Genomic DNA, 12,749 nt, shown 5'->3' on the forward strand with positions numbered 1-12,749 from the left:
AATGATCTAATAAGTCTAATGATCTAAACTAATATTGCTCTTTTTCATTAGGGAAATCACCGCTTTTCACATCGTCACCATACTGAGAAATGGCCTTTGTCATTCCTTCATATAGATGCATATAGCGTCTTAAAAACCGAGGATTAAATTCGTGTGTCATACCAAGCATATCGTGTAAAACAAGAACTTGTCCATCAACACCATTACCAGCTCCAATACCAATAACAGGAATACTAACACTTTTGGCTACTTCTTCTGCTAACTTTGCTGGTATTTTTTCTAAAACGATACCAAAACAACCAGCTTTTTCGAGCATTAAAGCATCTTCTTTAAGTTGTTCAGCTTCTTGTTCTTCTTTTGCTCTAACTGTATAAGTACCAAATTTGTATATAGATTGTGGAGTTAGACCTAAGTGTCCCATTACTGGAATACCTGCATTCAAGATACGTTTTATAGATTCTTTCACTTCTTTACCACCTTCCATTTTTACGGCATGGCCTCCAGATTCTTTCATTATTCTTATAGCAGAGCGTAGGGCTTCTTTAGGATCACTTTGGTAGCTTCCAAAAGGTAAATCTACTACAACCAAACAACGATCTATCGCTCTTACTACAGAAGACGCATGATATATCATTTGATCTAATGTAATAGGTAACGTTGTTTCATGGCCTGCCATAACATTACTAGCGGAATCACCAACTAAAATCACATCAATACCTGATCCATCTACAATTTTAGCCATTGTATAATCATATGCCGTGAGCATAGATATTTTTTCGCCTCTAGATTTCATATCTACTAACGATTTCACAGTGATTCTTTTATATTCTTTTTTAGCTACTGACATGTTGTAAAAATTAGTTGTTTGTAAAAATAATGAGATTTGTTAAACTTTTCTTTAATTTAATCCACAAATACTGACAAATAACTAATTTGTTTAAAACTACAATTCTATGAAACGACTACCACTAATCTGTACTTTAATATTAGTATCTATAAGTAATGCTCAAAATCCTGAAACCGAAAATGTAAAGGCTACAATCATAGAATTCTTTGACGCTTTTCATAAGCAAGATACTACTGCTCTAAAAGCTATGGCTAAAGGCAATATAAAAATGCAATCTATCTCAGTAAATAAGGAGGGTAAAACCGTTTTAAAAGAGGATGATTTTTACCAATTTGTAAAAAATATTGCTAGCATTCCTAAGGACAGGACTTTTGAAGAAAGGTTATTAGAATTTAATATCCAAGTTGATGGTAATATGGCAAATGCTTGGACTCCTTACGAGTTTTGGTACAATGGAAATTTTAGCCATTGTGGCGTTAATTCTTTTCAGTTGATAAAAGAAGATGATAACTGGAAGATTATTTATTTAGTTGATACCAGAAGACGACAAGGGTGTCAAGAATAGATAATTAGATTTTCAGACTTTTTTAGAAAAGTATATTCCCAAAATCTAACATGTCTAATAATCTAACAAATCTAGAGGTCTAACAATCTAAATTAGCAATCCGTCAAATGTACTCCGACTGCTAAACCACCCTCAGATGTTTCTTTATATTTTGTGTTCATATCCTTAGCGGTTTCCCACATGGTAGCAACAACTTTGTCTAGTGGAACCTTAACGTTTTTTGGATCTGTATCTAATGCTAATTCCGCAGCACTAATGGCTTTTATAGCTCCCATAGAGTTGCGTTCTATACAAGGTATTTGCACCAATCCTCCTATAGGATCACAGGTTAAACCTAAATGATGTTCCATTGCAATTTCTGCAGCTACTAAGACTTGTTCTGGAGTGCCACCTAAAAGTTCTGTTAACGCGCCAGCAGCCATTGCAGAAGAGACTCCGATTTCTGCTTGGCAGCCTCCCATTGCAGCACTAATTGTAGCACCTTTTTTAAAGATACTGCCAATTTCACCTGCAACTAGCAAGAATTTTTTGATATGTTCAAAGTCTGCATCATGATTTTCAATAACCATATAATACATTAATACCGCAGGAATAACACCAGCACTTCCATTTGTTGGAGCTGTTACAACGCGTCCTAATGATGCATTCACTTCATTAACGGCTAAAGCAAAACAGCTTACCCATTTTAAAATTTGACGAAATTTAACTTCGGTTTTACGAATTGTTACAAGCCATTCTTGAGGATTATTGTATTTGAAGTCTCCGATAAGATTTTTGTGAATGTCATAAGAACGTCGTCTTACGTTCAATCCACCAGGTAAATTGCCTTCGGTATGGCAACCAACATACATACATTCTAACATTGTATTCCAAATACGTTTCAATTCAAAATCAATAGATTCTGAATCTCGTATGGATTTTTCATTTTCTAAGACCACTCCAGAAATCGGTAAACTTAATTGATGACAGAATTTTAATAATTCATCACCATAAGAAATAGGATAGGGAAATGTGCAATAAAAAATTATTTTGTTGGCTTTAGAAATTTTTCGTTCCTCCTGTACCACAAATCCGCCGCCAATAGAGTAGTAGGTTGATTTATAATGTCGTCCATTTATCAATGCAGAAAATACTAACGCATTGGCATGAAATGGTAAAAACTTTCTATTAAAGAAGATTTGCTGCTTAATATCAAAAGGAAGTTCTCTTTCATTATTAAAATGTATTGTATTGGTATTTTTTATTTCAGCAATAATTGTATCAATATCTTCAACTGGAATACGTTCTGGGTCTGCACCAGTTAAGCCTAATAAAACTGCGTAATCTGTGGCGTGACCTTTTCCTGTTAAAGACAATGAACCGTATAAATCTACTATGATTTTTTCAACCTTACCAAAACGATTCTTTTCTTTTAATTCTTTTATCCATCGTTCTGCTGCTCGCCAAGGTCCAAGAGTATGAGAACTCGAAGGGCCAACACCAATTTTAAGCATATCAAAAACAGAAATACATTCCATCTAATTAGGTTGATTTTGTTGTATACAAATATACAGTTTGTTTGAAATGAACGCATAAAAAAACAGCCCTGGTTTCAATTCCAAAACTGTTTTGATTTTTTAATAAAATTGTGAACTTATCTTTTCTGAAATTCTGAAATTCCGTACATAGACATTACTGCATCCAAGTTAGTAAAATCAATTCGACCGACATTGTCAGCAGGTATAACAACTACTCTAAAAACTTGATTGTCTGTATAGGAAGGGTCTAAAGTCGAAAAGTCTGTTGTTCCGTCTAAGAAAAAACGAACATCTGTTTGTGTAAAATCAAAATTATAAACTAAGGTTCCATCATCGAAATATTCAGTTTGTGGTAAAAGTCTCCATATATCTTGACCACCATCAACTTCCCATGATATATATACTAATGTGACATCAGAAGGAAGAACTTCAAAACCATAAGCTTCAATAAACTCATAATTGTCTTCGGCAGTAAAATCTAGAGCTATTTCAAAAGCTGACGATGCAATAATACCACCATCTTGTCCATCTAGTCCGTTAAATCCATCAAATCCAGGAGGACCTTGTGGGCCTTCACATGCTGTTAATAATAAAGTAAATAGTGTAATAAAGGATAATATACGTTTCATAATATTTAGGTTTTCTAGTAGTATATCAAAGCCTATACCAAAGTAGGTTAAGAATTAAATAATTTGAATAAAACTGAATCTGACATCATGTCACATTTTTTGTCATGGCATAATCATTGACTTATAGATGATGAGTTTAAAAAATAATAACACACTTTTTCGTGAAAGCGAAAAACTATTAACAACATAAAAATATTATGAGTAAGATTATTGGAATTGATTTAGGTACAACCAACTCTTGTGTTTCTGTAATGGAAGGTAATGAGCCAGTTGTAATCCCAAACGCTGAAGGTAAGAGAACAACACCTTCGGTTATCGCTTTCGTAGAAGGTGGTGAGATTAAAGTTGGTGATCCAGCAAAAAGACAAGCAGTAACAAACCCTATTAAAACAGTTTATTCTATTAAACGTTTTATGGGTAACAAGTATTCTGAGTCTAAAAAAGAAGCAGAACGTGTACCATATAAAGTGGTAAAAGGCGACAATGATACTCCTAGAGTAGATATAGATGGTCGTTTATATACACCTCAAGAATTATCAGCTATGATTCTTCAGAAAATGAAGAAAACTGCTGAAGATTATTTAGGATCAGACGTCAGCAGAGCGGTAATTACTGTGCCAGCTTATTTTAATGATGCACAACGTCAGGCTACTAAAGAAGCCGGTGAAATTGCAGGTTTAAAAGTAGAACGTATTATCAACGAGCCTACTGCAGCAGCATTAGCTTACGGAATGGATAAAAAAGGTACTGATCAAAAAATCGTTGTATTCGATTTTGGTGGAGGTACACATGATGTGTCTATCCTTGAATTAGGTGATGGAGTATTTGAAGTGTTATCTACAGACGGTGATACACACTTAGGTGGTGACGATGTAGATGAAAGAATCATTAATTGGTTGGCTGAAGAATTTATGGCTGACGAAGATATGGACTTGCGTAAAGATCCAATGGCTCTTCAACGTCTTAAAGAAGCCTCTGAAAAAGCGAAGATAGAATTATCATCTTCTGCACAAACAGAGATTAATTTACCATACGTTACAGCTACAGCTAGTGGACCGAAGCACTTGGTACGTACATTAACACGTTCTAAATTTGAGCAGTTGATTGACGATTTAATCAAGCGTACAATAGAACCATGTGAAACAGCATTAAAAGCAGCAGGCTTATCAAAGTCAGATATAGATGAAGTGATTTTAGTAGGTGGTTCTACACGTATTCCTGCAGTACAAGAAGCTGTAGAGAAATTTTTCGGTAAAGCACCAAGTAAAGGTGTAAATCCTGATGAAGTTGTATCTCTAGGTGCTGGTATCCAGGGTGGTGTATTAACAGGTGATGTAAAAGACGTTCTTTTATTAGACGTAACTCCATTATCTCTTGGTATTGAAACTATGGGTAATGTTATGACAAAGTTGATTGAAGCCAATACAACGATTCCGACTAAGAAATCGCAAGTATTCTCAACAGCAGCAGATAATCAGCCATCAGTAGAGATTCACGTATTACAAGGTGAGCGTCCTATGGCAGCAGATAACAAAACGATTGGTCGTTTCCATTTAGATGGCATTCCACCAGCAAGACGAGGCACACCTCAGATTGAAGTAACATTTGATATTGATGCCAATGGTATCATAAAAGTATCTGCTGAAGATAAAGCAACAGGTAAAAAACAAGATATCAGAATCGAAGCATCATCTGGATTAACAGAAGAAGAAATCCAAAAGATGAAGCAAGAAGCTGAAGCAAATGCTGAAGCAGATGCGAAGGCAAAAGAAACTGCTGATAAATTGAATAGTGCTGATGCTATGATTTTCCAAACAGAGAGTCAATTGAAAGAATTTGGTGATAAATTATCTGATGATAAGAAGAAGCCAATTGAAGATGCACTTGAAGAGTTGAAGAAAGCTTATGAAACAAAAGACATCGCAGTTATAGATCCAGCTTTAGAGAAAATCAACGAAGCATGGAAAGTAGCTAGTGAAGAAATGTACAAAGCACAAGCAGAAGCGCAAGGCGGTGCTGCAGGTCCTGAAGCAGGAGCGGAGCAACCAGAAGCTGAAGGCGATAATGTGGAAGATGTAGATTTCGAAGAAGTGAAATAACCTTGATTTGTAATTCTGAACTTGTTTCAGAATCTAAATAGATAAAAACGCAATCATTAATTTGATTGCGTTTTTTTGTTTGAAAACAGTTTGTTTATTACTAGAGTATGTGGAAAGGTCACAGCAGCAATAAAAGAAAAGAATATGGCGTAAAACAATTTATCATCTCTGAAAATACTATATACAATCAAAATACCTATTATTGATATTATCCAATACGGGAAGGCAGTCTTGCAATATCTTAGTAGATTTTTTTTATTAAAATTGCCATAAATGAATAATACCTGCTCGTAAAGAGAAGGAATACTGTGCCACAAAATAAAATATATAGTAAATCCCCAAATAAGACTAGAGACTTTAAAAATGATGCTAAAAATTATTAAATAAAATAATTCAATTAAAATATAAGATTTAAAAAATTTAGATGTATTGGCAATAAATAATGCTAATAGAAACAATAGACTTCCAGAGACAATTAAAGAAATTTTAATGGTTATTTTTTCTAATTCGAAGTTGGTGATAGATGTCACAACTTCTATAACTTCTGTAGCATTGAATATAAATAAAATATTAAGCACTACCATTCCATAGAGAAAATAGTAGATGTTTTTGATCATCACTGAAGTCTCTAATTCTTTATGCTCCCAGTGTTGCTGTCCAAAATGAAAAGCACTAAAAACAATAAATAAGATAAGTGCTAGTAGTGGAAAAAAATAAAATATAACTACTGCTATAAAAACAGTTAATAAATATGTAATTAGGACGCGTATAAAGGGATAAGTCTTCTTATTATTTGATATAGTATCTATAAGTAATATATCATTGGCCCCATGTAATATCCCGAACGTAAATATTAAAATGAATCCTAAAATTACTTCTATTTCTTTTGAAACCATAGAAGTAACCCATAGACCTACAAAACTTAAGGGAATTAATATATTATAAATATTTTTCATAAATAATTGTAAGATTATTAATAAAAAACTAAAAATATTGTTAAAAGTAAAATTATTTTGTTTAACTAATTGTAATTTTGTTTAAACAAAACTAATTAACTAAATATATAATTATGAAAACTATTTTATTTTTATCAGACATTACGTCTAAAATGGACCCAACAGATTATGTTGGTTTTACGTTTTTTGTTGGTTGTATGGCTATGATGGCTGCATCAGCATTTTTCTTTTTATCATTAAATCAATTTGATAAAAAATGGAGAACTTCAGTCTTAGTATCAGGACTAATTACGTTTATCGCAGCAGTACATTATTTCTATATGAGAGATTATTGGGCAGCAAACATGGAATCACCTACATTTTTTAGGTATGTAGATTGGATTTTAACTGTGCCATTAATGTGTGTTGAATTTTATCTTATTCTTAAAGTAGCTGGTGCAAAACCTTCATTAATGTGGAAGCTAATTGGATTATCTGTTGTTATGTTAGTAACAGGATATTTTGGAGAAGCTGTTTTTCCAGAACAAGCAGCACTTTGGGGCGGAATTTCAGGGCTAGCTTATTTCGTGATAGTTTATGAAATTTGGTTAGGCAGTGCTAAAAAATTGGCTGTTGCGGCTGGTGGTGAGATACTAAAAGCACACAAAATTTTGTGCTGGTTTGTACTAGTGGGATGGGCAATCTATCCATTAGGTTACATGTTAGGTACTGAAGGTTGGTATACAAGTATTTTAGGTTCTGGTAGCGTAGACGTAGCTTACAATATTGCTGATGCAATAAACAAAATTGGTTTTGGCTTAGTTATTTATGCTTTAGCAGTGAAAAAGCAGGATGCTCTGGCATAATCGAAAAAGGAAAATTGTAGTATTAAAACGCAATCATTAATTTGGTTGCGTTTTTTTATGGAATTCTAATAATTATTTTGTCATTCTCACAAAAGCAGGAATGACACTACGCTTAACTTTTGTACTTTCGAAACCTAATAAATAATAATGTCTTTTTTAGATAAAATAAAATCCAACGACAATCCAAAACGCTTAGCAGTTAAGCTCAATGCGAAAGGAGAACAATTCGTTGTGAAAGGTCATCCTTGGGTATTCTCAAATAGTATCGTAAAGATTAATGATGATGCTAAAACAGGCGATTTATCTATAATTTTCAGCAAGAACAAGAACAAAGTTGTTGGTTTAGGCTTATACGATGCAAACTCTCCAATCCGAATAAAAATCATACATAATGCTGAAACTAAAGCTGAGATTAATTCAGATTTCTTTCATCGTAAAATAGAATTGGCTTTTGATAAACGTTCAGAACTATTAAAAACTAACACAAATAGTTATCGTTTACTATTTGGTGAAAATGATGGTTTTCCAGGTTTAATCGCTGATGTATATAACAAAGTTTTAGTAGTAAAACTGTATTCAGAAATATGGTTTCCTTATTTAGAATCTATTTTAAAAAGCTTGCAGCAAATTTCTAAAGCAGAAACAGTTGTGATGCGTCTAAGTAGAGGATTACAGAATAGTGATAATCATAATCTAAAAGATGGTGAAGTTATTTATGGAGTTTTAGAAAATGAAGTAGTTGAGTTTGTAGAACATGGTGTAAACTTCTCAGCTAATGTTATAAAAGGTCATAAAACAGGCTATTTTTTAGATCATAGAGATAATAGAAGACGTGTAGGAGAATTTAGTAGTGGAAAGTCAGTATTAGATGTATTTTCATATGCAGGAGGATTTTCAGTGCATGCCTTAGCTAATGGAGCAACAGAAGTCACAAGTTTAGATATAAGTAAACAGGCTTTGGATATGGCTAGTGAAAATGGAAAACTAAATGACTATTCAGGAGTACACAAAACAATTTCTGGTGATGCATTTAAAGAAATGAAGATCTTAATAGAAAAGGGTAAAACCTTTGATGTGGTTGTTATAGATCCACCAAGTTTTGCTAAACAACAATCTGAAATTGATCTCGCAAAAAAGAAATATGCACAATTAGCAGAACTAGGTGAGAAGCTTACTGCTAAAAACGGACTTTTAGTTTTAGCATCCTGTTCATCTAGAGTTTTAGCACAATCGTTTTTCGATTTAAACAATAGAGTGCTTAATGCGCAATCTCGACTTTTTGAAACCTTACTAAAAACAAAACACGATAGCGATCATCCTATTAGCTTTCCTGAAGGTGCTTATTTAAAATGTGGTTATTATAGATTTTTAGAATAAAAAGAGTCTAACATTACTGTTAGACTCTTTTAATAAAACTAATAAGTCACCAACTTATTGGAAATTACCTTTTTCATCAAGTTTTACTTTCATTTTTTTGTCTCCATTTTCGAGTCTTACCTTATACTGTTTTTTTGCTGTATCATTGCTTTTATGAAAGACAACTTGGTAAACATCGCTAACCATTGACCAATTTGGAAAACGTTCAGCAATTGCACTTGAAACTGCTTTAGGTAATTTTACGTTTTTAAATTTCTCAATCGTTCTAATTAATTTGCCGTTTTTGTCATAAGCCGCTAGTATCTTACCATCTGGTATATAGAAAGAAATATTGTAGGTACTGTATTCGTCATTATAGAACTCTGAACTTTTTATATCGTACATAGCTACTTTTTTCTCAAGTTCTTTTACCGAAATAGGGGTTTCGTCAGAATCAACTGCACTGAGATACTTGTAATTAACTGCTGTAATTTCAACTTCCTTTAATTCAATAACTTGCGAGAATACTAGGCTACTCATAGCGAGTAGCAGTATAACTAAAATTGATTTTTTCATGATAAGTGTTTTTTAAGATTAATAATTTAAAATTAGATTTTAAGTTGCAGCCTTACAATGATATATATCAGATGCCCTCATATTTCTGAGAATAGATAATAAACTTATATGTTATGCACGCATAATAAAATATATTATATTTGTATTCTAATCATTCAAGACTTATGCAAACACAACTCACCGAACTTCTAAATATTAAGTATCCAATAATTAAAGCTCCGATGTTCTTGGTATCTAATGTAGCTATGGTTACAGAAGCAATGAAGGCTGGAATAGCGGGTTGTATACCTGCATTAAATTATAGAACATTAGATGAGTTAAGGGCTGCTCTCAAAGAACTAAAGGCAAACAAAGTTGAAGGTGGTTCATTTGGATTCAATTTAATTGTAAATAAATCTAACGTTAAGTATAAAGGCCAATTAGAAGTTATTTGCGAAGAAGGCTGTGACTTTATTATCACCTCATTAGGAAGTCCTGAAGAAACTATTAGACAAGCCCATGCTGTTGGCATTAAAGTTTTTTGTGATGTAACGGATTTAAGATTTGCAAAAAAGGTAGAACAGCTTGGAGCAGATGCAGCAATTGCCGTGAATAATGAAGCTGGAGGTCATAGAGGAAACTTGTCTCCAGAACAACTAACTAGTTTATTACATAAAGAATTGAGTATTCCTGTAATTTCTGCTGGTGGAGTAGGATGCAAAGCAGATATCGATAGAATGCTAAGTTATGGTGCTGCAGGAGTTTCAGTTGGTAGTCCTTTTATTGCTTCAGTAGAAGCAGGAGTTACCGATGAGTACAAGCAAGCTTGTGTAGATTATGGTGCTGAAGATATTATTATGACCGAGCGTATTTCTGGCACACCTTGTACAGTTATTAATACACCATATGTTCAGAAAATAGGAACAAAGTCTACTTGGATTGAAAACTTACTAAATAAGAATCGTAAACTTAAAAAGTGGGTGAAAATGGTACGTTTTTCAATCGGAATGAAAGCTACAGAGAATGCCGCGAAAAAAGCAACTTATAAAACCGTTTGGGTTGCTGGCCCAAGTATTGAGCATACAAAAGCCATTCTTCCTGTAAAGGAAATTATAAAAGGCTTAACTAATTAGTATAAGCAAATTTCTTTTTCTTTCTATTCTTGCCAGTAAATATGTTAAAGGTATAACTCGTAGTAAGACCACCTGCAAATGTGGCAACCAGTTCTCCGGTATCAAATCTACCCGATGCGATATTGTTGTCATATAATTCTTTTGAAAGACCTGCCAAGGTTGAAAGACCTAAACTATACCAGAAGGCTTTCTTTTTATTTTTCGTTTTAGAATATACTAACGCATAGGTTGAGGCCGAAATTACGGCACCAACTCCAAAATGTAATCCGTCATCTTCAGAAATAAATTGTGCATTACAGTTACTTATAAAGCATAGAGCTAAAATTAAAAATACAGTTTTCAAGAGGTGATTTTTTGGTTGTAAGCACAATGTATCTCATTTAGAGTATAGTGCTATATAATAATCGTTTGGATTGGTATTTTTACGATTAAGTGGCTAAAATTTAAATTTATTTTTAAAAAGTTTTTAACTTCATACAGAATTTTTTCAAAAATTGTCCCCTTTAATCTTTTGATATACGTCTTAAGGATATAAACTATTAAATTTTTAGAAATTATGAAAAATTTTATGATGATTTTCGTCGGAAAAGAGTACACAGATCTTGGATTATCTCCTGAGGATATGCAAAGCAGAATGGAAAAATGGTTTGCTTGGGGAGGCAAGATGGAACAAGCTGGGATTCTTAGAGGTGGTGAAGCATTAACTCCACAAATAAGACGTATTGTTGGTAAAAACAGAACGGTTACAGATTTAACCTCTGCTGAGGTTAAAGAAATTGTAGGTGGCTATTATCTAATAGAAGCCAAAGACTTTGATGCTGTAGAAGAAATTGCTCAAGATTTTCCTGATTATGATTTAGGAAATACTGTAGAGATTCGGGAAATTATGGTATTTGATAAATAATGGAGAATAAACTAGTAGACCATCTGTTTCGTCACCATAGCGGAAAGATGGTCTCTGTTTTAACGCGTATTTTTGGACTACAACATCTAGATATCATTGAAGATGCAGTGCAAGATACTTTTATAAAAGCCAGCCTATCTTGGAGAAAAGAACAACCAAAGCATCCTGAAGCTTGGTTGACAAAAGCGGCTAAGAATAGAGTTTTAGATATTTTTAGAACATTAAAATCTCAGAAAAACAACCTTCCAGATATAACTCAAGGTACTGATGCTATTGCTATCAATGAGTTATTCTTAGATTCAGAAATAGAGGATGCTCAGCTTAGAATGATTTTCACAGCTTGTCATCCCAAATTAGATCCAAGAGATCGTATTTCATTTGCTTTAAAAACCGTCTCTGGTTTTAGTACTAAAGAAATCGCTTCGGCATTACTTACCAAAGACGAGACCATTAAAAAACGCCTCATGCGAGCTCGTAAAGCTATTCATAAATCTGATATTCAATTTCATATTCCTCAGGGAAAGGATTTACCTATGCGTTTAGAAAGCGTTATGGAAGTCTTATATCTTATTTTTAATGAAGGATTTCATTCTAATAGTAAAACGCAATTAATTAGAGAAGACCTTTGTAGTGAAGCTATGCGATTATGCAAGTTATTACTAAAACATAAACAAACACGATTACCAGAGTGCTATGCTTTATTTGCTTTAATGTGTTTTCATTCTGCAAGATTAGAAGCCAAAACTAGTGTAGATAATGAAGTATTGGATCTAAAACAACAAGATAGAGCTTTATGGCATTTTCCGTTAATACAACTTGGGAATACCATGATGCATAAAGCAGTTGAAACAGATGATTTTTCATGTTATCATTACGAAGCAGCCATTGCTGCCGAACATTTAAAGGCACGTACTTTTGAGGACACCAATTGGAGTAAAATTTTAAAATGGTACGAGGCTTTACATCAATTACAGCCCATGCCATCACATTTACTTACAATGGCTGTAATTTGCATTCAGAATAAAGATTACAGTAAAGCAGATACATATTTTAAACAATTACGACCAGAAGATTTAGAACAACGTGCTTATTTATATTACGCAGCTAAAGCAGATTATTCTATGGACACTAATGATAAAAAAAACGCAATTAAATCTATTGATAAGGCTTTGCAGACAGTTACCAATAATTTAGAAAAAGATTTTTTATTAAAAAAGAAAGCGGATTGGTTAAAAAATTTCTAACGTTTTAGAATATTAAAAAAGTTTTAAAAAATTGGTTATTTTAATTGTAACTTATCGCAAGTATGAGTCGTCATACAATAAATCAATCAAAAAACTATA

At 33.1% G+C, this 12,749-nt stretch carries 13 protein-coding genes; 7 read left to right on the top strand and 6 right to left on the bottom strand.

All coding sequences use genetic code 11. From position 1 onward, the window contains the following. Positions 1-28: 28 nt before the first annotated feature. Positions 29-847 (bottom strand): 3-methyl-2-oxobutanoate hydroxymethyltransferase, encoded by an 819-nt coding sequence (gene panB / locus Q0822_RS08580; protein ID WP_299122567.1) that lies wholly within the window; start codon positions 845-847, stop codon positions 29-31. A 106-nt stretch (positions 848-953) separates the two neighbouring features. Between panB and Q0822_RS08585 the strand changes: the two genes are divergently transcribed. Continuing rightward, positions 954-1,412 (top strand): nuclear transport factor 2 family protein, encoded by a 459-nt coding sequence (locus tag Q0822_RS08585; protein WP_299122569.1) that lies wholly within the window; start codon positions 954-956, stop codon positions 1,410-1,412. A gap of 92 nt (positions 1,413-1,504) precedes the next feature. On the opposite strand, the gene Q0822_RS08590 is transcribed toward Q0822_RS08585, so the two are convergent. Continuing rightward, positions 1,505-2,929 (bottom strand): L-serine ammonia-lyase, encoded by a 1,425-nt coding sequence (locus Q0822_RS08590; RefSeq protein ID WP_299122571.1) that lies wholly within the window; start codon positions 2,927-2,929, stop codon positions 1,505-1,507. A 116-nt stretch (positions 2,930-3,045) separates the two neighbouring features. Continuing rightward, positions 3,046-3,558: a hypothetical protein gene (locus Q0822_RS08595; protein WP_299122573.1), complete on the bottom strand. Its 513-nt coding sequence runs from the start codon at positions 3,556-3,558 to the stop codon at positions 3,046-3,048. Between the two features lie 197 nt (positions 3,559-3,755). On the opposite strand from Q0822_RS08595, the gene dnaK reads away from it, so the two are divergent. Continuing rightward, positions 3,756-5,657: a molecular chaperone DnaK gene (dnaK, locus tag Q0822_RS08600; RefSeq protein ID WP_299122575.1), complete on the top strand. Its 1,902-nt coding sequence runs from the start codon at positions 3,756-3,758 to the stop codon at positions 5,655-5,657. 56 nt (positions 5,658-5,713) lie between these two features. Here the strand turns inward: dnaK and Q0822_RS08605 are convergent, their stop codons facing one another. Beyond that, the gene (locus tag Q0822_RS08605; RefSeq protein WP_299122577.1) at positions 5,714-6,613 is read right to left on the bottom strand and encodes a Brp/Blh family beta-carotene 15,15'-dioxygenase; all 900 of its coding nucleotides are present in this window, start codon (positions 6,611-6,613) and stop codon (positions 5,714-5,716) included. 113 nt (positions 6,614-6,726) lie between these two features. Between Q0822_RS08605 and Q0822_RS08610 the strand changes: the two genes are divergently transcribed. Beyond that, positions 6,727-7,458 carry a bacteriorhodopsin-like gene (locus tag Q0822_RS08610; RefSeq protein WP_299122579.1) on the top strand — a complete coding sequence of 244 codons (732 nt, stop codon included), beginning with the start codon at positions 6,727-6,729 and terminating at the stop codon, positions 7,456-7,458. Between the two features lie 147 nt (positions 7,459-7,605). Next, on the top strand, positions 7,606-8,835 hold the full coding sequence (locus tag Q0822_RS08615) for a class I SAM-dependent rRNA methyltransferase (RefSeq protein WP_299122580.1): 1,230 nt from the start codon (positions 7,606-7,608) through the stop codon (positions 8,833-8,835). 54 nt (positions 8,836-8,889) lie between these two features. Here Q0822_RS08615 and Q0822_RS08620 read toward each other — a convergent pair whose 3' ends face one another. Continuing rightward, the gene (locus Q0822_RS08620) at positions 8,890-9,390 is read right to left on the bottom strand and encodes a nicotinate-nucleotide adenylyltransferase (protein ID WP_299122581.1); all 501 of its coding nucleotides are present in this window, start codon (positions 9,388-9,390) and stop codon (positions 8,890-8,892) included. Positions 9,391-9,554: 164 nt separating this feature from the next. On the opposite strand from Q0822_RS08620, the gene Q0822_RS08625 reads away from it, so the two are divergent. Continuing rightward, positions 9,555-10,502, top strand: coding sequence for a nitronate monooxygenase (locus Q0822_RS08625; protein WP_299122582.1), 948 nt, complete (start codon positions 9,555-9,557; stop codon positions 10,500-10,502). On the opposite strand, the gene Q0822_RS08630 is transcribed toward Q0822_RS08625, so the two are convergent. Continuing rightward, on the bottom strand, positions 10,495-10,845 hold the full coding sequence (locus Q0822_RS08630; RefSeq protein ID WP_299122583.1) for a hypothetical protein: 351 nt from the start codon (positions 10,843-10,845) through the stop codon (positions 10,495-10,497). The genes Q0822_RS08625 and Q0822_RS08630 overlap by 8 nt on opposite strands. A 213-nt stretch (positions 10,846-11,058) precedes the next feature. On the opposite strand from Q0822_RS08630, the gene Q0822_RS08635 reads away from it, so the two are divergent. Then, positions 11,059-11,406, top strand: coding sequence for a YciI family protein (locus Q0822_RS08635; RefSeq protein ID WP_299122584.1), 348 nt, complete (start codon positions 11,059-11,061; stop codon positions 11,404-11,406). Continuing rightward, positions 11,406-12,650 (top strand): sigma-70 family RNA polymerase sigma factor, encoded by a 1,245-nt coding sequence (locus Q0822_RS08640; RefSeq protein WP_299122585.1) that lies wholly within the window; start codon positions 11,406-11,408, stop codon positions 12,648-12,650. The genes Q0822_RS08635 and Q0822_RS08640 overlap by 1 nt, the downstream gene beginning before the upstream one ends. Positions 12,651-12,749 lie beyond the last annotated feature (99 nt).

Origin of the sequence: uncultured Winogradskyella sp. (assembly GCF_947496485.1) — a bacterium.
Lineage (GTDB): Bacteria > Bacteroidota > Bacteroidia > Flavobacteriales > Flavobacteriaceae > Winogradskyella.